This window comes from Pseudomonas sp. 8209, assembly GCF_028682105.1.
GTDB classification, from domain to species: domain Bacteria; phylum Pseudomonadota; class Gammaproteobacteria; order Pseudomonadales; family Pseudomonadaceae; genus Aquipseudomonas; species Aquipseudomonas palmensis.
In genome coordinates, this window is record NZ_JANIAH010000007.1 from 120,755 (window position 1) to 141,748 (window position 20,994).

Annotated in this window: 15 protein-coding genes, 1 tRNA gene and 3 pseudogenes; 10 read left to right on the plus strand and 9 right to left on the minus strand. The window is 63.9% G+C overall.

Going from position 1 to position 20,994, the window contains the following annotated elements:
- Nucleotides 1–86: 86 nt before the first annotated feature.
- Entirely contained in the window at nt 87–1,487 is a 1,401-nt protein-coding gene (locus tag NP552_RS16850; RefSeq protein ID WP_043861693.1) for an aminotransferase-like domain-containing protein, read from the minus strand.
- Nucleotides 1,488–1,658: 171 nt separating this feature from the next.
- On the opposite strand from NP552_RS16850, the gene NP552_RS16855 reads away from it, so the two are divergent.
- Together NP552_RS16855 and NP552_RS16860 are read left to right on the plus strand one after the other, a co-directional pair.
- Nucleotides 1,659–2,432: a class II aldolase/adducin family protein gene (locus NP552_RS16855; protein ID WP_043861694.1), complete on the plus strand. Its 774-nt coding sequence runs from the start codon at nt 1,659–1,661 to the stop codon at nt 2,430–2,432.
- A 70-nt stretch (nt 2,433–2,502) separates the two neighbouring features.
- Nucleotides 2,503–3,537, plus strand: coding sequence for an ABC transporter substrate-binding protein (locus tag NP552_RS16860; protein WP_058540381.1), 1,035 nt, complete (start codon nt 2,503–2,505; stop codon nt 3,535–3,537).
- 96 nt (nt 3,538–3,633) lie between these two features.
- On the opposite strand, the gene NP552_RS16865 is transcribed toward NP552_RS16860, so the two are convergent.
- Nucleotides 3,634–4,953 (minus strand): aspartate aminotransferase family protein, encoded by a 1,320-nt coding sequence (locus tag NP552_RS16865; RefSeq protein WP_043861696.1) that lies wholly within the window; start codon nt 4,951–4,953, stop codon nt 3,634–3,636.
- Nucleotides 4,954–6,018: a phosphotransferase gene (locus tag NP552_RS16870; RefSeq protein ID WP_058540380.1), complete on the minus strand. Its 1,065-nt coding sequence runs from the start codon at nt 6,016–6,018 to the stop codon at nt 4,954–4,956.
- A 161-nt stretch (nt 6,019–6,179) separates the two neighbouring features.
- Here NP552_RS16870 and pdxR point away from each other — a divergent pair, with 161 nt between their 5' ends.
- Entirely contained in the window at nt 6,180–7,664 is a 1,485-nt protein-coding gene (gene pdxR, locus NP552_RS16875) for a MocR-like pyridoxine biosynthesis transcription factor PdxR (protein WP_058540379.1), read from the plus strand.
- Between the two features lie 41 nt (nt 7,665–7,705).
- On the opposite strand, the gene NP552_RS16880 is transcribed toward pdxR, so the two are convergent.
- The 4 genes and pseudogenes from NP552_RS16880 to NP552_RS26110 form a co-directional block, all read right to left on the minus strand.
- Complete coding sequence (locus NP552_RS16880; protein WP_058540378.1) at nt 7,706–10,171, minus strand: sensor domain-containing protein; 2,466 nt, start codon at nt 10,169–10,171, stop codon at nt 7,706–7,708.
- Between the two features lie 241 nt (nt 10,172–10,412).
- A pseudogene (locus tag NP552_RS16885) lies at nt 10,413–12,503 on the minus strand (TonB-dependent receptor); the annotation flags it as partial.
- Nucleotides 12,504–12,711: 208 nt separating this feature from the next.
- On the minus strand, nt 12,712–13,539 hold the full coding sequence (locus NP552_RS26105) for a methyl-accepting chemotaxis protein (RefSeq protein ID WP_370409200.1): 828 nt from the start codon (nt 13,537–13,539) through the stop codon (nt 12,712–12,714).
- Between the two features lie 30 nt (nt 13,540–13,569).
- Nucleotides 13,570–14,658: pseudogene (locus tag NP552_RS26110) on the minus strand (cache domain-containing sensor histidine kinase); the annotation flags it as partial.
- Nucleotides 14,659–16,475: 1,817 nt separating this feature from the next.
- Here NP552_RS26110 and NP552_RS26115 point away from each other — a divergent pair.
- Together NP552_RS26115 and NP552_RS16900 are read left to right on the plus strand one after the other, a co-directional pair.
- Nucleotides 16,476–17,126, plus strand: coding sequence for a methyl-accepting chemotaxis protein (locus NP552_RS26115; protein ID WP_443201040.1), 651 nt, complete (start codon nt 16,476–16,478; stop codon nt 17,124–17,126).
- Between the two features lie 182 nt (nt 17,127–17,308).
- Nucleotides 17,309–17,382 (plus strand) — tRNA-Cys (locus NP552_RS16900).
- A gap of 498 nt (nt 17,383–17,880) precedes the next feature.
- Here the strand turns inward: NP552_RS16900 and NP552_RS16905 are convergent.
- Nucleotides 17,881–18,207 (minus strand): annotated as a pseudogene (locus tag NP552_RS16905) (nucleoid-associated protein); the annotation flags it as partial.
- 175 nt (nt 18,208–18,382) lie between these two features.
- Between NP552_RS16905 and NP552_RS16910 the strand changes: the two are divergent.
- Together NP552_RS16910 and NP552_RS16915 are read left to right on the plus strand one after the other, a co-directional pair.
- Nucleotides 18,383–18,583: a hypothetical protein gene (locus tag NP552_RS16910; RefSeq protein WP_043861703.1), complete on the plus strand. Its 201-nt coding sequence runs from the start codon at nt 18,383–18,385 to the stop codon at nt 18,581–18,583.
- Between the two features lie 103 nt (nt 18,584–18,686).
- Nucleotides 18,687–19,154, plus strand: a complete 468-nt coding sequence (locus NP552_RS16915) for an anti-virulence regulator CigR family protein (protein WP_081315104.1) — start codon at nt 18,687–18,689, stop codon at nt 19,152–19,154.
- Nucleotides 19,155–19,226: 72 nt separating this feature from the next.
- On the opposite strand, the gene NP552_RS16920 is transcribed toward NP552_RS16915, so the two are convergent.
- The gene (locus NP552_RS16920; protein ID WP_043861704.1) at nt 19,227–19,712 is read right to left on the minus strand and encodes a GNAT family N-acetyltransferase; all 486 of its coding nucleotides are present in this window, start codon (nt 19,710–19,712) and stop codon (nt 19,227–19,229) included.
- Between the two features lie 65 nt (nt 19,713–19,777).
- Between NP552_RS16920 and NP552_RS16925 the strand changes: the two genes are divergently transcribed.
- The 3 genes from NP552_RS16925 (at nt 19,778) to NP552_RS16935 (ending at nt 20,978) form a co-directional block, all read left to right on the plus strand.
- Entirely contained in the window at nt 19,778–19,987 is a 210-nt protein-coding gene (locus NP552_RS16925; RefSeq protein WP_274096944.1) for a hypothetical protein, read from the plus strand.
- A gap of 102 nt (nt 19,988–20,089) precedes the next feature.
- Nucleotides 20,090–20,446 (plus strand): hypothetical protein, encoded by a 357-nt coding sequence (locus NP552_RS16930; protein WP_153002434.1) that lies wholly within the window; start codon nt 20,090–20,092, stop codon nt 20,444–20,446.
- 235 nt (nt 20,447–20,681) lie between these two features.
- Nucleotides 20,682–20,978, plus strand: a complete 297-nt coding sequence (locus NP552_RS16935) for a hypothetical protein (protein WP_043861706.1) — start codon at nt 20,682–20,684, stop codon at nt 20,976–20,978.
- The last annotated feature ends 16 nt before the right edge of the window (nt 20,979–20,994 follow it).

Sequence of the window (20,994 nt, forward strand, 5' to 3'; positions counted from 1 at the left end):
TCTCCGGACCTGCGGGGGTGTCGCCCGGGCGGGCCGCTTCGCCGGCAAGGCCGGCGCCTACTGGCGAAGAGGCGAGTCGAATCCGGTCAGTGCGCGGCCTGCTCCAACAGCCGGTAGATCCGCTCATCCTGCGCGTGCGCCACATTGAAGCGCAGCCACGGCACCACCCGTGCATCGGGCATGAACAGTTGCCCGGGCGCGAGCAGAATCTTGTGTTCGCGCGCGTCCATGGCCAGTGCCGTGGCGTCTTCGACCTGGGGGTGACGGGCCCACAGGAACAACCCCGCATGGGGCTTGACGAAGATCTCCATGCCCACCGCCTCGAGCTTGCGCGCCACCTGTTCATGGGCCAGGGCCAGGTTGGCCTGCAACTGCTTGACGTGCTTGCGGTGGCGCCCCTGCAGCAGCACCTCCAGTGCCAGTTCCTCGGCAATTGCCGAGGTGGTCAGGCCGCTGGCCATCTTCAGTGGCACCAGTTCGTCGATCAGGTCGCGGTGCGCGGCAACGAACCCCACCCGCAGCGACGGCGCGATGCTCTTGGAGAAGCTGGCCACGTAGATCACCCGCGCCAGCTGGTCCATGCCTGCCAGCGCCTGCTGGTCGGACGGGTCGAGGTCGGCGTAGATGTCGTTCTCCACGATCAGGAAGTCGTACTTTTCCGCCAGTTGCAGCAGACGGTGGGCCACCGCCAGTGTCAGGCTGGTGCCGGTGGGGCATTGCAGGCGCGTGTTGGTGAAGAACACCTTGGGCCGGTGTTCGCGGATCTGCGCCTCGAGCACGTCCAGGTCGATGCCGTCGCGGGTGCGTGGCACCCCCAGCAGGCGGGCCCCCTGCAGGCGCAGGTTGAGGAACAGGTTGTGGTAGCCCGGTTCGTCCACCAGCACGCTGTCGCCGCGGTGCACCAGGTAGCGCACCAGCAGGTCCAGCGCATGGCTGGCGCCGCTGGTCAGCAGAATCTGCTCGGGGTGGGCGTTGACCCGGGTATCGAGCAGTTTCTCCACCAGCCGGGCGCGCAGGTTGGCGCACCCCTTGGCATGGCCGTAGCCGGTGAACTCGCTCGGGTCGCGACGGCTCAGGGCGCGCAGGCTGCGTTGCACCCCGTCATCGTCGCTCCAGGGCTCGGGCAGCAGGCCGATGCCCGGGCGCAGGTCCATGCCCAGCGGCTGGAACACCTTCTGCAGCAGCAGGTAGGCGTCGAAGTCGAAGGCATCGTCGCTGGCACTGGGCATCGGCGGCGGGGCGGGGGTGTCGGGGGCGCTGCGTACATAGAAGCCGGCATTGCGCACCGCCGTCAGGTAACCCAGGGCCACCAGCCGGTCATAGGCCTCGACGGCGGTGAAATGGCTGACCTTGTGGGTTTGCGCGAACTTGCGGATGGAGGGCAGCTTGGTGCCCGGGCGCAAGCGCTGTTCGTTGATCGCGAGGGTGATGCCCGCAACGATCTGGTTGACCAGCGACTGCGACGAACTGGCATCCAACAACATCATAGAAAACATCCGTCAGGCGAGGGTGTGGCGGTGGGTGTACTGGTGAAAACACCATAACAGGGCCGGCACAACCAGCGCGTTCTGTGCATGGTGGGCCGCCGGGGGCTGCTGCAACATCCCTGCATGCCGGCGGGCCAAGTGCCCGAAACATACCATGAACAAGGAGGCGCGATGCACCCCAACACCCCGCGGATCGACGCGCAGCAGGTTTCGCCCGAAGAGTGGCAGACCCGTTGCGACCTGGCAGCGCTGTACCGGCTGCTGGCCCACTTTCGCATGACCGATCTGATCGACACGCACATCTCGGCCCGTGTCCCCGGCGAGCCGGGGCATTTCCTGATCAACCGCTACGGCGTGCTGTTTCATGAAATGCGCGCCTCGGACCTGATCAAGATCGACCACCACGGCAACACCATCGACCCTGGCTATGACGCCGGCAGCGTCAACCGTGCCGGCTTCAACATCCATTCGGCGATCCACGCCGCACGTCCGGACCTGGCCTGTGTGGTTCACACCCATACCGCTGCCGGCATGGCCGTGTCGGCCCAGGAGCAGGGGCTGCTGCCGATCACCCAGCATGCGCTGAAGTTCTATCGCCGCCTGGGTTACCACGACTACGAGGGCATTGCGCTGAACCCGGCCGAAGGCGAGCGCCTGGTCAGGGACCTGGGCCCGCACATGGCGATGATCCTGCGCAACCATGGCCTGCTGGCCGCCGGGCGCTGCATTGCCGAAGCCTTCAACCAGATCTACTTCCTGGAGCGTGCCTGCCAGGCGCAGGTACAGGCACTGGCGGGCAACCCGCCGCTGCGCCTGCCGGACGAAGCAGTCTGCGAGCTGACCGCGCAGCAGTCCGACGCCGAATTCGATCAGCAACTTCACCTGTTGGCCTGGACCGCCGCCTTGCGCCTGATCAGTGGTGATCAGGTGGATTACCGAAGCTGAAGTGCGACCACCCGAAAGGACGCCCAGCGTGTATCAACTCTGCCAAAACCAATAAATTACAGAGGTAGACATGAAAAAAACCACCATTGCCGCCGTGTTGCTCAGTGCTTTTGCCGCCAACGCCCTTGCTGCCGAAATCACCGTGATTTCGTTTGGCGGTGCCAGCAAGGATGTACAGACCGAGGCCTTCTACGCCCCCTTTGCCGCCGCCAGCCACAGCAAGGTGGTAGCGGGTGAATACAACGGCGAAATGGGCCGGATCAAGGTCATGGTCGACACCAACAGCGTGAACTGGGACGTGGTGCAGGTCGAGAGCGCCGAACTGATCCGTGGCTGCGAGGAGGGCCTGTTCGAACATCTGGACCTCAACCGTATCGGCAAGGAAGCGGATTTTGTGCCCGGCACCCTGTCGGACTGCGGCGGCGGCCTGCTGGTATGGTCGATGGCGCTGGCCTACAACGGCGACAAGCTCAAGCAGGCGCCTACCGGCTGGAGCGATTTCTGGGACACCAAGAAGTTTCCGGGCAAGCGCAGCCTGCGCAAGGGCGCCAAGTACACCCTGGAAGCGGCACTGATGGCCGATGGCGTGCCGTATGCCGACGTGTACAAGGTGTTGTCGACGCCGGAAGGGGTGGAGCGTGCATTCCGCAAGCTGGACCAGATCAAGCCCGACATCCAGTGGTGGGAGGCCGGTGCGCAGCCGATGCAGTTCCTGGCCAGCGGCGACGTGGTGATGAGCACCGCGTTCAACGGCCGGGTGTTCGCCGCACAGGCGGCCGGCGCCAATGTGCACACGGTATGGAATGGCAGCATCTACGCCATCGACTCGTGGGCGATCCCCAAGGGCAGCAAGAACAAGGCCCTGGCCGAGGACTTCATCGCGTTTTCGCTGCGCCCGGAAAACCAGAAGATCCACACCACCAAGCTGGGCTATGGGTCGACCAACCTGCATACCGCCGGGCTGCTTGATCCTGCACTGGCGGCGCAGTTGAACACCGCGCCGGACAACCTGGCACAGGCCATCCCGATGGACAGCGAGTTCTGGGTCAACAACGGCGAAGACCTCGAGCAGCGCTTCAATGCCTGGGTTGCCAAGACCAAGTGAGTGAACCCCTTCGCCAGCAAGGCTGGCTCCTGCACCAATCGTTGTAGGAGCCAGCCTTGCTGGCGAAAGGGGCACAACCGTCAATGCCTCTCGCTGTCAGTTCAGCGACTTCAGCACTGCCTCCAGCGTCTGCACGAACAGATCGGCATGCTCGCGCTGGAAGATCAACTGCGGCCTGATCTTGAGGATGTTGGCCGCCGGCCCCGCCGAACTGATCAGCACGCCACGTTCACGCATGCCGTTCACCACCCGTGCCGTTGCCTCGGTGGCCGGCGCCTTGCTGGCACGATCGGTCACCAGCTCGACCCCCACGAACAGCCCGGCCCCGCGCACGTCGCCAATCAGCGGGTAGCGCTCGGCAAGCCCTTGCAGACCCGCCTTGAAGTATTCGCCCACCGCCGCGCAGTTGGCCATCAGGCCTTCGCCCTGGATCACGTCGAGCACCGCGTTGGCTGCTGCACATGACACCGGGTTGCCGCCGAAGGTGTTGAAGTAGCGGGCGGTGCGACCGAACGCATCGAGCACCTCGCCGCGGAACACCGCCCCGGCAATCGGCTGGCCGTTGCCCATGGGTTTGCCCATGGTGACGATGTCGGGCTGCACGCCATGGCGCTGGTAGCCCCACATGTGCGAGCCGGTACGGCCAAAGCCCGATTGCACCTCGTCGGCGATGTACAGCAGGCCCTCTTCGCGGGCCACGGCCACCGCCTGTTGCAGGAAGCCGGCCGGGTCGGACAGCACGCCATCGCTGGCGAAGATGCCGTCGAGCAGCAGTGCTGCCGGCTTGATCCCGCAGCGGCGCAGGTCGGCGATGGCGGCGCGCACGTCGTCGGCGAAGATCTGTGCCACGTTCTCGGCGCCCAGGCGGTAGGCGTCGGGAGCCCGCACGGTACGCACGAAGTCACCCACCGGCACGCCCGCACCCAGCGAAGGCGAGGCGGCGGCGATCTGGTCGGTCACGCCGTGGTAGGCCAGCTGGGTCACGATCAGGCCGGTACCGCCGGTGTACTGACGGGCGATGCGCAGGGCCAGGTCGTTGGCCTCGCTGCCGGTGCAGGTGAACATCACCTGGTCCAGCTCGGGCGGGAAGGTGGCCAGCAGTTTCTCGGCATAGTCGAGGATGCCTTCATGCAGGTAGCGGGTGTGGGTGTTGAGCACCTTGGCCTGCTCGTACAGCGCCTCGACCACCTTGGGGTGGCAGTGGCCGATGGAGGCCACGTTGTTGTAGGCATCCAGGTAACGCTTGCCGTCGGCGTCGTACAGCCACACGCCTTCACCCTTGACCAGGTGCAGCGGGTGTTCGTAGAACAGGCGGTAGGCCGGGCCCAGCACGCGCGCACGGCGCTCGATCAGGGCACGTTCGGTTTCGCTAAGGCGTGCGGCATCTTCGGCGGTGAAGCCATTGATCATGGTCATTTACAGCGTCTCCTCGGAGCAGATACGACGAATCTGTTGCTGCGCGACCTCGCGCGGCACGTCAGCCAGGGCCTTCAGGCCACGCCAGGCAGACGGCGCGTTGCGCAGGATGTAGGTGCGGTTTTCCGGGTACAGCGCAGCGCGCCAGTTGGTGATGGTCACGGTCAGCACCAGGCGGGTGGCGATCAGGTCCACCAGCAGTTCCTGTTCCAGCGGCTCCAGCGGCGCGATGCGGTGGTAGGCGCGGATGAACGGTGCAGCGTGTTCCAGCGGGTCGCCCTGGCTGCCCAGTTGATAGGCGGCGCCCACGGCCAGGTCGTTGACCAGCGGCGCATGCACCATGTCGCCGAAATCGAGGATGTTGCGCACCGGGTGCGGCTGGCTGGCATCGACGATAACGTTGTGCGGGTTCAGGTCGTTGTGGATCACCTGTGCGCGCAGGCCCTTGAGGTGCGGTTGTGCGTGGCGCTCGAAGTTGTCCAGAAAGTGCTGGGCCAGCTGGCGCTCTTCAGGGTCCTGTATCAGGCCGATCTTGTCGCTCAGCCGCGAGGCGTGCTTGAGGTCCCACAGCAGCTCGTGCCCGGCGCCGGGGTGGAAGAAGCCGCGCAGGGCCAGCCCCAGGCGGGCCAGGTGCTCGCCCAGGCTGCTGCGCAGCGCCACCTCGGGGTGTTCGACGCGGTGCAGGCAGATCCCGTCGACGAACGAGAACAGCCGCACCAGCAGCGGCTGGCCATCGAACATCAGCGGGATCTGGTAGCTGCCGCTGGTGTTGGGGTAGATGCGCTGCACCGCCAGGGTCGGGTCGCAGTGCTGGATGTGCAGCAGCGCCTGGTTCTGGAAGTCGGCCACCTGCGGGTCTTCGGCCGCGTTGGAGACCTTGAGCAGGTACTGGGCGCCGTCGGCGCAGGTGATCTGGAAGTTGAGGTCACGCTCGCCGGTGAGCAGGCGGCACGCGCCGTGCAGGCCGAAGTACTGCGCTGCCACGGCCTGCGCCTGTTCGGCCGAAACCTTGGGCGGAGCTGCGACCAGCAATGCGTCGAAGGCAGGGGGTGTGTGAAGGGTCACTGAACATCACTCTGTCGATTGCCGGGAAAGCTGGGGTGTCAGGCCAGCACTGGTTCGAACATAGGCCTGTTTGGCTATATCGGTTATATCCAGAGTTGATCAGTTGTTAAGGCCACTTGTATGCTCGCGGTTCCGATCCCGCCCCTGCAGTGAGGCACCCGATGGCATCGCTTCTCCACGACCTGCTGGTCGGCACGCTGGACCGCGACGGCGGCGTGACCCTGCAGCGCCAGTTGTACCAGGCGATCCAGGCGGCGATCCTGCAGCGGCGCCTGCCGGTCAACCACAAGTTGCCCTCCACCCGGGCGCTGGCCGAGCAGTTGCTGGTCTCGCGCCTGACCGTGTCGCTGGCCTACGACCGTCTGCTCGATGAAGGCTACCTGTACGCCCGGCCCGGCAGCGGCACCTTCGTGGCCGACACCTTGCCCCAGGTGAAAACCGGCGTGCCGGCCCCCGATACGCCCGACCAGGCGCCGCTGTCGGCCCGGGGCAAGGCGATCAACGCGCGTTTCGGCGCGGTGGCGCGGGCCGAGGGCGCCTTCGTGGGCGGCGTATCGGACGCCGACCTGTTTCCGTTTCATATCTGGAAGCGCCTGCACAACCGCTACCTGAGCAAGCGCCAGGCGCACCTGGCCGGCTACGTGGATCAGGGCGGCTACCGCCCGCTGTGCGAGGCGCTCAGTGCCTACCTGTATGCAGCCCGCGCAGTCCGTTGCAGCCCGGCGCAGGTGATCGTGACCCAGGGCACCCACCAGTCGCTGGACCTGGTGGCCAAGCTGCTGGGCGACCCGGGGGACACCGTGTGGGTCGAGAGCCCCTGCCACTGGGGGGCGCCGGTGGTGTTTTCGGCGGCGGGGCTGCACTGCGCGCCGCTGGCGATCGATGCGCAGGGCGCCTGCCTGCCCTCGGCAGTGCCGGCTGCTGCGCCGCGGCTGGCGTTCGTCACGCCGTCGCACCAGTACCCCACCGGCAACATCATGTCGCTGCAGCGCCGGCGTGACTGGCTGGCGTATGCCCAGGCCAACAACCTGTGGGTGGTGGAGGATGACTACGACAGCGAGTTCCGGTACGACATCGAGCCGATGCCGTCGCTGCAGGGGCTCGGTGGCGAAGAGCGGGTGATCTATCTGGGCACCTTCAGCAAGGTGATGTTCCCGGGGCTGCGCCTGAGTTACCTGGTGGTGCCCGAGGGGCTGGCCGAGGCCTTCGGCAAGGGCCTGATCCAGCTGTACCGGCCAGGGTACCTGTCGATTCAGGCGGCGATGGCCGACTTCATCCAGGAAGGGCATTTTGCCCGGCACATCCGCAAGATGCGCGCCGAGTACGCCCAGCGCCGCAGTTGCCTGCAGCAGTGCCTGGACGAGGCCTTCGGGGCGCTGATCGGGTACTCGGCGGGGCAGGCGGGATTGCACCTGGCGGTACGCATCGGTGCCCCGGGCACGGCGCGCAAGATGCTGGCGCAGGCCCCGGCACATGGGCTGGTGCTGCGCGGCGGCTACAGCGTGGAGCCCGACGCCGATGACGACAACCTGCTGGTGCTGGGGTACGGCGGGGTCAAGGTGGGCGAGATCGAGGCGGCGGTGCAGCGGCTGCGGCGGCTGTACGATCAGGTGGCGGCAGGGCCGGCTCCCGCACCTGTCGTGTAGGAGCCGGCCTTGCCGGCGAAACGGCCTGCGCGCTCGCTGATCTACCGGCCTCCCTTCTGGCGCTTGTCAGCCGGCTGCGGATGCCCGAACAGATACCCCTGAAAATGCGAGCAACCCTCGGCCTGCAACTGCTTGAACTGCGCCTCGGTCTCCACCCCCTCGGCGGTGGTGTTGATCAGCAGGCTGCTGCTCATGCCGGTAATGGCGCGGATGATCGACATCGCCTCGCGGCTTTCGCCCATGTCGTGCACGAACGACTTGTCGATCTTGATCCGGTCGAACGGGAACGAACGCAGGTAGCCCAGCGAGGAGTAGCCGGTACCGAAGTCGTCCAGGGCAATACGCACGCCCATGTCCTTGAGCGCCTGCAGGGTACGCAGGTTGCCGTCGCTGTTCTCCAGCAGCACCGATTCGGTGATCTCCAGTTCCAGGCGCGACGGGTCGAGCCTGGCGTCGGTCAGCGCAAGCTGCACCACTTCCACCAGGTCGCTGTTCTTGAACTGTACCGGCGACAGGTTGACCGCCACCGATTGCTCGGTGGCCCAGCTGGCGGCCTCCTGGCAGGCCAGGTTCAGCGCCCGCGTACCCACCTCGTGGATCAGCCCGGTCTCTTCGGCAATCGGGATGAAGTCCATCGGCATGACCTGCCCCTTGACCGGGTGCTGCCAGCGCATCAGCGCCTCGTAGCCGGTGATCTGCCCGTCGTTGCCGATGATCGGCTGGTAGTGCATGTGCAGCTGGCCCAGGTGCAGCGCGGTGCGCAGGTCGGTTTCCATGATGCGACGGCGCCGCGCGGCTTCGTCGAGCTCGGGGTGGAACAGCTCGTAGCGGTTGCGCCCGTTGCGCTTGGCCTCGTACAGCGCCATGTCGGCGTAGCGCAGCAACTGGTCGGCCTTGTGGTGGTCGACCGGCGCGATGGCGATACCCACGCTCAGGCCCACCGAGAAACTGTGGCCGTCGATCAGGAACGCCGGCGCCACTGCCTCGATCAGGCGCGTGGCGGTGCGCTGGGCATCCTCGAGGCGCGCCAGGTGCGGCAGCACCACGGCGAACTCGTCACCGCCCAGGCGCGCCAGGGTGTCCTGGTCGCGCAGCACGCTGCGCAGGCGCTGGCCCAAAGCACGCAGCAGGCGGTCGCCGAAGGCATGCCCCAGGGCATCGTTGATGTTCTTGAAATTGTCCAGGTCCAGACACAGCGCCGCAGTCATGTGCTGGCGCGCCTGCCCATCGGCCAGCGCCTCTTCCAGGCAGTTGTGGAACAGCGTGCGGTTGGGCAGGCCGGTGAGTTCGTCGTGGTGCGCCATGTGGTGAATCTGCGCGTGCGCGGCGATCTCGTCGGTGACGTCGTCGGCGATCTGCAGCACATAGTGGCCCGCACCCACCTGCGGGTTGCGGCTGAGCAGGGTGCGTGAGCGCAGGGTGCGTCGGCCCAGCGGGGTGTCGAGGTGGTCTTCGGTCAGGTGCAGGCCGTTGTGGTTCAGGCAATGCTCGGTGAGGTGTTCGAGGTAGCCGGCCATCACCGGCACCAGGCTCTGCTGCGGGGTACTGCCGACCAGGGCGCACTGCTGGCTGGAGAACAGCTTCTCGGCCTGCGGGTTGGCCAGCAGGATCTGGCGCGAGGCCACGTCCAGCACCATCACGCTGGACGGGATGTTGCTGATCACCGAGTCGAGAAACTGCGACAGCGCGGCCATTTTCTCGCTCTGCGCCTCGGCCAGCTCCTTGGCTGCCAGCAGGTCGAGTTCGTACTGGCGGCGCTCGGTGATGTCGCGGGTGATCTTGGCAAACCCCAGCAGCTGGCCATCGTCGTCGTGGATGGCTTCGATCACCACGTTGGTCCAGAAGTGCGAGCCGTCCTTGCGCTGGCGCAGGCCCTGGGCCTCGAAGCGGCCGGTCTGGCGTGCGGCGTCCAGGCACTGGGCGGGCAGGCCGGCGGCGCGGTCCGCCGGGGTGTAGAACACCGAGAAATGCTGGCCGACGATCTCGTCGTGGGTGTAGCCCTTGGCCCGCTCGGCGCCGGCGTTCCAGTTGATCACATGGCCCAGCGGGTCGAGCATGTAGATGGCGTAGTCGTTCACGCCTTGTACCAGCAGGCGGAAGTGACGCTCCTGTTCACGTTGTTCGAGCAGGGCGCGGCGCTGTTCGGTGCAGTCGCGGGTAACCTTGGCAAAGCCGACCAGGTGGCCGTCGTCGTCATGCACCGCGTCGATCACCACGTGCGCCCAGAACGCACTGCCGTCCTTGCGCAGGCGCCAGCCCTCGGCCTCGAAGCGGCCCTGGTCGCGGGCGGTCTGCAGGTTTTTCTGCGGCAACTGCGTGGCGCGCTCCTCGGCGCTGTAGAACACCGAGAAATGCTCGCCGATGATCTCTTCGCCGGTATACCCCTTGGCCCGCTGCGCCCCGGCGTTCCAGTTGCTGACCACACCCTCCGGGGTCAGCATGTAGATCGCGTAATCGATCACGCTCTGTACCAGCAGGCGATACATTACATCGGAGTTTTCAATCATGTCGGCATCTCGGATCGCGTGGGGATGAAGCCAGCGGGGTGGGCAAGAGGAAACGAAAGGCGCGGGTGCGCAAAGCGGCACACTCAATATCAGGGCCGGATGCGAACGGCAATGGTTCTTTGGTACTGATTTTGGCGGCGCTCAGGGATTTGCGCGGCGCGAGGTGGGCATTTGGCCAGCAACGCCGGCTCCTGCAGGCTGCGTGCGCCCGTGCAGGAGCCGGCAATGCCGGCGAAGGGGCTCAGAACTCCAGCTGTGCCGAGAACGTCAGGGTACGCGGCGCGCCCAGGAAGTGGTCGCTCAGCCAGTACGCCTTGTTGGTCAGGTTGCTGACGTTGGCGCGCAGGGTCAGGGCGTTGTCCGCCAGCGGCAGGCGATAACGCGCACCGGCATCGAAGGTGGTGAACGACGGCAGGCTGTAGTGGTTGGCCTCATCCACGTACTGCTTGCCGGTGTAATAGGCGCCGCCGGTCACGGCGAATCCGGGCACGCCGTTCAGGTCGTATTCGGCGTACACCTTGGCCAGCTGGCTGGCCACGCCCACCGGCTTGTTGCCCTCGATGCTGGCGTTGGCCGCCTTCTTCACCTGGGGGTCGAGCAGGGTCAGGCCGCTGACCAGGGTCAGCTGCGGGGTGACCTTGCCGGTGATGCCGAACTCCAGGCCGTTGTTCTCCTGGCGTCCGTCCTGCACGTAGATCTGCTGCTGGTTGGTGTAGCCATTGGGCTTGTCGATGTTGAACAGTGCCAGGGTCAGCAGGGCTTCGCCCACTTCGGCCTTGACCCCCACCTCGTACTGCTCGCTGATGGCCGGGGCCATGGCCTGGCCGGCGTTGAGTGCGGTGTTGGGCGCGATGCCGCCGGCCTGCAGGCCTTCGATGTAGGTGGCGTAGGTGGTCAGCCAGGGCAGCGGCTTGTAGATCAGCGAGACGTTGGGCGAGGTCTTGCTCTGGTTGTAGTTGTCGATCTGGCTCGGGGTGCCGAGCGATTCGGCCCACACGAAGTTGTCGCTGAAGGTCTTGATGCGGGTGCGGGTGACCCCGAGGATGGTCGACCATTGTCCGTTGAAGGTGATCACATCGCCCAGCAGCAGGTTGTCGGCCTGGGTGCGCGAGGACAGGCGCTGGTCGCCGTGGCCGATGGAGTAGTCGGGCTTGGCGTACTGCGGGGTTTCATCCAGCGGGATCGAGCCGTTGCCGCCCACCGGCTGGTACTGCGGGCCCGGGAAGGGAATGTAGTCGGTGTAGTCGCGTACCCGCGCCACGTTGCCCTGATAGCCGAAGGTGACCTTGTGGCCGATGCTGGCGGTGTCGAAGGCCGCGTCGGCGAACAGGTAGGCCGAGGTTTCCTCGCGCTCGACCGGGGCGAAGGCGTACAGCGGTTGGCTGTAGACCCCGGGCGAGGTCACGGTGGGGCCGGTGTAGGCGTACTGGGTGCGGTTGCGGTCGTGGGCCACCGCGCCGCGCAGGCTGAACACCTCGTTCAGGCGCCAGTTGAAGCGGCTGCCGACGCGCTCGTGCTCGCTGTCGGAGAACGCCCAGCGCTGGCTGTAGAGCTTGTCGTTGTCCAACTGATCGGCGTCGGGGCGCAGGCGCTGGTCGGCGAAGTACCAGTAGCTGGTCAGGCCGTGGGTCTGGTTTTTCTTGTACGAGGCGTCGAACTGCACCAGCAGGTCGTCGCTGACGTTCCAGTCCAGCGCCAGGCTGACCATCTTGCGACGGCGGTTCTGCAGGTCGATGGCGGTCTCGCCGTCCTGGGCCAGCACGTTGACGCGGTAGGCCAGCACGCCCTGATCGTCGATCGGGCCGCCGAAGTCGCCGTGCACATAGGCGTTCTCGCCGCCGGCGTTGCCCAGGGTCACGCTGTTGTAGCGCTCGTAGGTGGGGCGCTTGAGCACGTAGTTGACCAGCCCGCCCGGGCTGCCGGGGCCATACAGGAAGCCGCTGAGGCCGGTGACGATCTCCAGGCGCTCCATCTCCTCGACGAAGTTGCCGCTGTCGGAGCCATTGCTGAAACGCAGGCCGTCGTTGGCGATGTTGAGATTGCCCAGGTCGTTGAAACCGCGGATCGCCACCGAACTGGCATAGCCGGCGCCCGAGGGCGAGGTGAACTGGGTGAAGGGGCTGAGCTTGAAGATGTCGTCGGTGGAGGTGGCCTGGGTGTTGCGGATCAGCTCGCTGGACACCACGCTGATCGAATAGGGCGTGTCCTTGAGGGCCATGCCGCCCAGGGCGCCGACGTTCTTCAGCGAGTCGGTGAGGTAGCCGGCTTCGGCGCTGCCGTCGGCGATGCGGGTGGCGTTGACGTCGGTTTGCGGCAGGTTCAGCCGGGCTTGGGGCACAGCCTGTTCATCGGCGGCCAGCAGCGGCGTGGCGATACCGGCGCAGGCAATCGCAAGCGCCAGCAGGTGAGGGCGGGGCGTAGGGGCGGCAACGGACATGGGGTCAGGTTCCTGATGTGAATGGTTCTCAGTAACCCTGTTGCCGCACGAGAAACAAAAAGTGACAGAGGCGCTGCAAAATAAATCGTGCAGCGCCTTTTTTTCAGGTTTTGAAGCGCCGTACCAGCGTGTTCATTTCGTTGGACAGCTGGGTCAGGTTGAACGCATCGCTCTTGGCTTCACTGGCCAGTTGCGCCACCCGCTGCGCATCGCCGTGGATCTGGCTGATGTGTTGGTTGATGCTTTCGGCCACCTGGTGCTGCTCTTCGGCGGCGGTGGCGATCTGGGTGTTCATGTCGCGGATCATGTCCACCGACTCGCGGATCTGGCCAAAGCGGGTGCGTGCCTCGCCGATGCGGCTGACCGAGTCCTGCGACAGGCTCAGGCTGGTGTTCATCTGTGCTGCGACCTGGCTGGTGCCGCGGGCCAGGTTGGCGAGCATGCCGTCGATCTCGGCGGTGGAGTCGGCCGTGCGCTTGGCCAGCGCACGCACTTCGTCGGCCACCACGGCAAAGCCGCGACCCTGCTCGCCGGCCCGCGCCGCCTCGATGGCCGCGTTCAGGGCCAGCAGGTTGGTCTGTTCGGCAATCGAGCGGATGGTGCTGAGGATCGACTGGATGGCGTTGCTGTCGCGCTCCAGCTGCTGCATGGATTGCGCCGACTGGGCGATTTCCTGGCTGAGCTGGTCGACGCTGCCCACGGCGGCGTCGATCTGCTGCTGGCCCTCGGAAGCCTGGCGCTGGCCGTTGTCGGCCGACTCGGCGGCCTGGCTGCACGAACGCGCGACCTCGTTGGCGGTGGCGACCATTTCATGGAAGGCGGTCGACACCATGTCCACGGCCTCGCGCTGGCGACTGGCGGCGTCGGCCATTTCGTTGGACACGCTGGTGGCGCTGTGGGAGTTGGTCAGGATGCCATCGGCGGCGTGCATGATGTGCTGGATCAGGCTGCGGATCGCCCCCAGGAACTGGTTGAACCAGCCCGAGAGCTGGGCCGTTTCGTCGTTGCCGCGCACATGCAGGTTGCGGGTCAGGTCGCCTTCGCCCTGGGCGATGCCTTCCAGGCCGTGGGACACGTCGTTGATCGGGCGCACGATGACCTTGGCAAAGCTGGCACCGACGAAGGCGAACAGCAGCCCAAGCGCGGCGGCAATGCCGACGATCAGCCAGGTGAGGCGGGTGGCCGAGGCCATCACTTCACTCTGCTTGACCAGGCCGATGAAGCGCCAGCCCAGTTGCTCGGAAGGCCACACGTTGGCCATGTAGCGCTCACCGTCAAGCTCGATCTCCACCAGCCCCTGGGTAGTCTTGGCCAGTTGCGCATAGCCCTGGCCGAGGCTGTCGAGCTGTTTGAAGTTGTGCGCCGGCTGCTTGGGGTCGACCAGGATGTTGCCGCTCTGCTCCAGCAGCATCACGTAGCCGGTTTCACCCAGCTTGAGCTGCTTGATGATCTCGGTCAGTTGCTTGAGCGACACATCCACGCTCACCACGCCGCCGTTGGCGCCCAGCGCGTTGGGCAGGCTGCGCACGGTGCTGACCAGTACCGCGTCGTCGTTGGCCCAGTAGTAGGCGGCGGTACGCAGGGTCTTGCCCGGGTTGGCCTGGGCCATCTTGAACCAGGGGCGCTGGCGCGGATCGTAGTTGGCCAGGCTGGGGTCTTCGGGCCATGAGATGTAGCCGCCCTCGGTGGTGCCGATGGAGATGTAGCCATAGGCCGGGTGGCTGGCGCCGAGGCGGGCAAAGTAGTCGAACACCGGTTTGTCCTGCGGCCCCATCGGCAGCGTGGGGGCGTCGGGCGAAATGTACTTCTTCAGGCTGGCGTCGGTGTTCTGCAGCATGGGCAGCTTGCTGAGAAATTCGATGTTCTGGCTGATGCCGTCGAAGAACAACTGCATGGCATTGGCCACCTGTCGAATCTCGCGGTCGCTGCCGTCGACGAAGTTGTCCCGCGCTTCCAGGCGGATGTTGAGTATCACCAGCGTAGCGACGACCAGTATCGGTACGCAGGCGATGGTCGCGAAGCCCCACGTGAGTTTCTGTTTGATGTTCATATCCGCTCCGCTGACGCCGTTTAATTGTTGTTTCGTCTGGTCGGGTTATCGGCGTGGCGAGCGGCCGCTTGAGCAGCAAAGGCAAGGATTGTAGGACATTTCATCTGCGCACTCCTGCGGTGCACACAAGCGCGTTCATGCGCCGTTTCGGGGCGCAGAAAAGGTGGGTTCGCAGGGGGCATGGAAGGGGCTGGCAGAGTGCTATCTGGCTGGCTTGCGCGTCGGTTTTCAAGGTGGTTTTTTGCGTTGGCCTGGTAGTTGCCTGCCGAATGGACAAAGGAATGTCGTATCGGGAGATGTAAATGTCGCTATCGAACAATTGCATGCAACTGTCCGCCGCAGAAAAGCGCTGGCTGCCATGGTTTGGCAGGACCGGCAAACTGGCCATGGGCTGGGCCTGCCGCCTCAACCGATCGGCGTACCCGGTGATCGGGCAGACCTTCGAAGCCATTGCGCAAACCCGCGTCAAGTTGCTGCAGGGCTGGGCCCAGGAGCAGTGGGAGCACCTGGCGGAGCTGGCCGCCAGTGCCGGCAGCGACATCCGCAGCCTCGATGGGCAGGTATTGCAGCAGAAGCTGGCCCAGGCCGAAGACTTTTCCGAGTTGTTCGTGGTGGATGCGGCGGGCGAGGTGCTTGCCTCGACCTGGCGCGGCCAGGGCACGCGCCCGCGCATCGACCCACGGCCGCTGGCCGAGGGGCTGAAGGCGCCGTTTCTGCATGGGCCCTACAGCGACCCGCTGACCCTGGCGATCGGCCCGTCGACCTCCAGCTTTCATGATGAAGTGACGCTGATGTTCTACCAGCCGATCAAGGTCGACCGCCAGGTGGTGGGCTGCCTGTGCGCACGGGTGCCCAACGACGTACTGGGCGACCTGATCCAGCGCGAGGCCGGGCATATCTTTGCCGAGTCCGGGGACAACTACCTGTTCATGGTGCAGTCGCGTTTCGACCCCGGCCTGCAGCCGGGGGTGGCCTTGTCGCGCTCGCGCTTCGAGGACGGCACCTTCAGCCACGGCGAGAACCTCAAGAGCGGCGTGCACACCCCGTGGAAGACCGTGCAGGTGCAGCGCCACACCGAGCTTGAGCTGCGCTTCACCGACCCGGCCACCGGGCAATTGCACCCTGGCGTGCGCGAAACCATCCGCACCGGCGCCAACCTGTTCGTGAGCTACCCCGGCTACTCGGACTACCGCCACATTCCCGTGGTGGGCAAGGGTGTGACCTTTCAGTTGCCCGGTTCGCCGGACCGCTGGGGCATGATGTGCGAAGCCGACCTGGAGGAGGTGTACCGGCGGCGCTCGCTGAGCTACGGCCTGATGAAGCCGTACCTGGCGACGATGCTCGGCCTGTTCGTCAGCAACTACCTGGTGCAGCACTACAGCGGCCTCGACCAGGGCCTGATCGATGCGTGCGAGGGCGTGAGCCTGCTGCTGGCCGCGCTGGTGTTCAGCGTGCTGGGGCCGCGGCGCCTCGCCGCGCGCCTGAGCGAGATGACCGGCGTGATCAGGGCCATCGCCGAAGGCGAGGGCAACCTGCGCCAGCGCCTGGACACCACGCGCATGGCCAATGACGAGACCGGCGACATGGGGCGCTGGATCAACAGCTTCATCGACCATCTGGACGCGGTGGTGGGGCAGGTGATCAAGGCCAGCCACAGCGTGGGCACCACCAACCAGATGATGCTGGGGCGCAGCCAGGCCGCCAGCCTCACCTCCGAGGAGGTGGCCGATGCCGTGCACCGCATGATGGTGATCGTGGAGGAGCAACTGGGCGAGATTCAGCAGGCCTCGGCCGGCGCCGAGCAGATGAAGCAGGCCATGGACGAGGTGGTCAGCCGGGCGCGGGAGCAGTTCCTGACCGTGCAGGCGGGCACCCAGTCGATACGCGATGTGGTGCAGCGTTCATCGTCCAGTGTCAGGTTGCTGGACAGCCGCATGGCCGAGATCGGCAACATCACCGGGCTGATCAGCGACATCACCAGCCAGACCAACCTGCTGGCGCTCAATGCCGCCATCGAGGCGGCGCGTGCCGGCGAGCATGGTCGCGGCTTTGCGGTGGTGGCCGACGAGGTGCGCAGCCTGGCGGCGCGCACGGCACGGGCGGCCGACGATATCCGTACGATGGTCGACGGTTTGCACAGCGAGACGCAGCAGGCCGTGGGCTTCATGCAGAGCGGCGTGCAGGACGTGGATGACAGCCTGCGCCTGGCCGAGCAGGCCTCGTCCGAGAACGTGCAATTGCACCGGGCCGTGGAGAACATGTTCGGCATCATCCAGCAGCTCAACCAGCGCAGCCTCGAGTACGGGCGCACCATCAAGGAGGTCGATCAGGCGTCACTGGAAATGCGCCACACCGTGACAGTGCTGCACACCAGTGCCGAGACCGTGCGCTTGAATGCGAACAAGCTGCAGAAGCTGGTGGGCGTGTTCGAAGTCAGCCGCGGGGCAGGAGAGCCTGCCGCCGCATGACCCCGTTGGCGAAAACCCACCCCAAATCTTTTTTAAATCAGGGGGTTGCAAGCCCTCCAGAATGCGGACATAATGGCGTCCATCGAAAGCGACGAGAAATAAAAATCTCAACGTTTTCAATGAGATGCAAATCTCTACAGTTTGTACGTGATTGAGCTGCTTCAGAGGGTTCAGTCATTTGAGGCCGAGTAGCAAAGTGGTTATGCTCCGGATTGCAAATCCGTCTACGCCGGTTCGATTCCGACCTCGGCCTCCATTATTGAAAGCCCCGCAGATTAACGTCTGCGGGGTTTTTCTTTGGGCGAAAGAAAACCTGATCGTTTCCGCATCTTGAGGCATCGTTTCCGCATCAGCCCTCTACTTGGTCGGGCTGACCACTTCGCCGACTCGGCGATAAACACGCTTGGTGATTTCCCCTTTCCCTGGTCGAGAAGTGCATGACTGGTGGCTCGTACAAAAAGTCAGAGCCAAAGACCTGGTAACGTCCGTTACAGTCAGCGCCGCCTCATCAGGCGGCGTTTTCGTATGGGGGGAAGGCGCTGGCGGGCAGCGCTGCTGGTGTTATGCTTCGCCGCTTACCAAACAGGGAGAGTGGTAGTGAAACTGCGGGAAAAGCATAAGGTATTTCAGGAATGGTTCACGCCGCGGCGGCGTCGGCGAGCGGGCGGTACGTTGCTCGTCATCTGGACTGTCGGCATCTGCGTTTACCCTGGCAAGCACTGGATCTACGTGATGATTCCCGGAATGATGTGGTTCATGAGCGCTTGGCCTCCCGAGCTCCATGACAAGCGCTGAGGCACTGGCGGGCGGCGCCGAAGGGGCAGGCCGCGCGGCGCTTCAGTTGATCAGTAAGTTGCGTTGGCAGGTTGCGGATAGTCAGGCTGCTGCTGTCCTGGTCGAACTCAATCTTGGAGCCGAGCAAGTGAGGCTCGAAGCTGATCGACAAACCCTCTGCTCGACCGGTGTAGCGCCTGAACTGGTTCAGGGTGCGCTTGTGCGCAGTGAAGCTTTCCATCAGGCCGTAGTCCCCGGCCTTGATAAATTCGGCGAAGGTCGCGGGTCGATCTTCATCGAGCACCTGCACCGTGTAGTGAGGCCCAAATATCAACATCAACCGGTCGGAACAGGGTCAATGCGGGAGCGCATTCAAGTGGGGCAAGACGTAATGCTTCGCGGCGGCATGCGCCGCCCTTTGTGACCTGAGCGCCTACGCAAGTTATCGTGCGGTTATGGATGGATGACTGAAGGAGGCGTGAATGCTGTGGTTCGGAACCGACAAAGCCAGGTTCAAGGTTCAGCGGCGCATCGCGGGCGTCGTCTTGTTCATCGCGGTCTTCTTTCTGGCCGCACAGCTCGAAGCATGGCGCTCAGATAACGCCGCATTTGGCGATGTACTGGACGGCATCATCTTGACTGTGTTTGCAGGAGGCATGTTCTACCTGGCAGGCAGATGGTGACTCTGGTGGCCCTCCGTGGCCGGATGCGGCATGGGGGTGAGTGAATCTTTTCATCCAGCGTCGTCTACATTGGAGGGGCTATCCCCTTTCTGAGAGTACGGCCATGCTCAAATCGAAAACGTTGATCTCAGTGCTATCAAGCCTTGTTTTAGTTACAGGCTCGGTCGGCGCATGCGCTGACCCCGGTAATGGAAAAGGGCAAGGCAACGGAAAGGGTAACGCTCACAATGCTCAAGGCCACGGCAACCAGGGGAGCGGGGCGAAGGGAACGCGTTCAGGGCAAAATGACTGGGACCACGGCCCGAACATTGATCGTGGCAGCGTCCTGAACGTTCTGAACAGTTACCGCAATTATTGGGCCCCAAGTCCAGCACTACCGCCTGGCATCCAGAAGAACTTGGCACGAGGAAAACCGCTCCCTCCTGGCATCGCGAAAAAGCTCGACGCAAGACTTATCGGCCATCTACCGCGCTACGATGGCTATGAGTGGCAACAAGCTGGCACAGACTTGATTCTCGTTGCTATTGCCACTGGCATCATCTACGAAGTGATAAATGGAGTGCTGGATTAAGCTCGATCTATTAGAAGCTCGCATCAGGCTTTACAGGCGGCGCGCTTGCTCCTCTGGATGCGAGTTGAAGGGTTACGGGTGCTGTGCGCTTGGACCGACAAGGAGCCGATAGCGCCTGAAGTACGTACCGTCGATATCAACTTCTCCGTCAGGGCGAAACCCTAGGCGCAGTACACCTTTGATTCGAACTCTGGTTGGTGGAAGCAGTAGGGTAATCGACTCCAGCCTCAACTCCTGAACAGCGCGCCGTACGATTTCATTGAAAATTACCTTTCCCAATCCCCAGTAGTGTGGATGGAGCACCAAGGCAAGATCGGCGTCGTCGCCCTCTTTCTGTAGCCCACCCCAACCGGCAAATTCATTCTCGACGAAGAAGGCCCAGGGCCCATATCCGTTAAGGACCCATTGGGCCTCTTTTTGAGCGACCCATGCCTTGCATTTTTTTTCGTCAAAGTCGGGGCGGCCCAAGGGCATCTGGCGTAAGACATCTGGATTGTTGTTAAGCGCCATGATGTCATCGGTTGAAACATCGCTGAGATGTCGGAACGTTAGCTGCATGATTTGCCTTGCGGATGACTTGATGTTCACCAATACCGGCAACTCACCATTATTTCAACGTCCAGGTGCGTGATGAGCAGACCGATGCCGCCACCATCGCCGACCGGATCACCCAGCAAAAGCTGAACCTGGCCAATAACTACAGTGACAGCGCCTGCGGCATGAGCCTCGACGAGTACAACCAGAAGCTGGCGGCCCTTAAATTATGCTCATGCAAAAAAATGGCTCAAAAAAAGCCCGCGCTAGACGGGCTCAAGTATGCGTCGGGACAGTGACCTCACACGTTATGAGGGCTGAAATCGGGTCCCGCAAGCATGACACAGCCAACTACGGCGCCAGACTTCCAACTTGTCGTATTGCGCGACGTTGAACCGCCAATGACGAACAAAACCGATCACGCCGATTGCAATGAACGCAACGCCAATGAAGAACCTGGTCCAATCGACTCCCCACCAGGTGTTCATGAGTTTAAGGCCGTCATACAGGATGATGGAGCCCACGATCGTAAGTATGACGGGCCCCAGCAAGCGTTTGCCTGGTGGGGGAGAGACGCTGGCGGCCAGGTCAGTCTGATGTTTACCCGTCGTCTCGACCGTAACACTTGGCCCTACTCCGGATTGCACTTGATGAGTGGTTTTGATGCGGGAGGTGCCTGCGGCATGGATAACGGACAGCAGTTGAACATTTTGCCCGTGACAGTGTGGGCACGCGACGGCATTGTGACTTACCACTAGTTCATTCCTTTGAAATGACAAAGTGCGCATTTTAAAACAGCTCCGAACATTCTTGCACTTGGTGGCATTTTGCTTGCAGCCACTTTGCTGGTTGACCGAGAGGGGCTCTTTTCATCTTGAATCCATCGCTGTGGTAGCGCATTCGATTCATCCGCCCCTGCACCAGGGTGGCGTGCACCGTTGAAGTGAGCTATTGCTGATGTTTCGGCACCTGGCCGACTCAGGAGACAATTCAATGAAACAGCTACTGTTGGGCGCCTTGCTGGTGAGCGCTGCCGGCATTGCCCATGCGGACATCCCGCTGCTTAACGCCACCTGCCCAGGCAACATCGAGGTTCACGCCGATGAAGGCGGGCCGATCTATATCAATGGCAAAGAGGCCACGTTGAAGAAATTCAACGACAACTATTTCGAAGCCAAGGGCAGCGGGATAACCGTGTCGCTCACCATCAGGCCCGACGGCTCGCCGGATGTGTCGTACACCGGCAAGAATCGTGCGAATGGCGTCTGCGAACTGGCCGATCAGGACTGAAACGCCAGCGCCCGGT

What these genes read in the sequence shown, in the direction of transcription:
- NP552_RS16865 (WP_043861696.1), bottom strand. Translation starts at nt 4,953, where the DNA reads ATGACCATGATCAATGGCTTCACCGCCGAAGATGCCGCACGCCTTAGC.
- NP552_RS26105 (WP_370409200.1), bottom strand. Translation starts at nt 13,539, where the DNA reads ATGCACGCCGCCGATGGCATCCTGACCAACTCCCACAGCGCCACCAGC.
- NP552_RS26115 (WP_443201040.1), top strand. Translation starts at nt 16,476, where the DNA reads ATGGACGAGGTGGTCAGCCGGGCGCGGGAGCAGTTCCTGACCGTGCAG.
- pdxR (WP_058540379.1), top strand. Translation starts at nt 6,180, where the DNA reads ATGGCATCGCTTCTCCACGACCTGCTGGTCGGCACGCTGGACCGCGAC.
- NP552_RS16920 (WP_043861704.1), bottom strand. Translation starts at nt 19,712, where the DNA reads ATGCAGCTAACGTTCCGACATCTCAGCGATGTTTCAACCGATGACATC.
- NP552_RS16850 (WP_043861693.1), bottom strand. Translation starts at nt 1,487, where the DNA reads ATGATGTTGTTGGATGCCAGTTCGTCGCAGTCGCTGGTCAACCAGATC.
- NP552_RS16860 (WP_058540381.1), top strand. Translation starts at nt 2,503, where the DNA reads ATGAAAAAAACCACCATTGCCGCCGTGTTGCTCAGTGCTTTTGCCGCC.
- NP552_RS16910 (WP_043861703.1), top strand. Translation starts at nt 18,383, where the DNA reads ATGCTGTGGTTCGGAACCGACAAAGCCAGGTTCAAGGTTCAGCGGCGC.
- NP552_RS16930 (WP_153002434.1), top strand. Translation starts at nt 20,090, where the DNA reads ATGACGAACAAAACCGATCACGCCGATTGCAATGAACGCAACGCCAAT.
- NP552_RS16855 (WP_043861694.1), top strand. Translation starts at nt 1,659, where the DNA reads ATGCACCCCAACACCCCGCGGATCGACGCGCAGCAGGTTTCGCCCGAA.
- NP552_RS16915 (WP_081315104.1), top strand. Translation starts at nt 18,687, where the DNA reads ATGCTCAAATCGAAAACGTTGATCTCAGTGCTATCAAGCCTTGTTTTA.
- NP552_RS16935 (WP_043861706.1), top strand. Translation starts at nt 20,682, where the DNA reads ATGAAACAGCTACTGTTGGGCGCCTTGCTGGTGAGCGCTGCCGGCATT.
- NP552_RS16880 (WP_058540378.1), bottom strand. Translation starts at nt 10,171, where the DNA reads ATGATTGAAAACTCCGATGTAATGTATCGCCTGCTGGTACAGAGCGTG.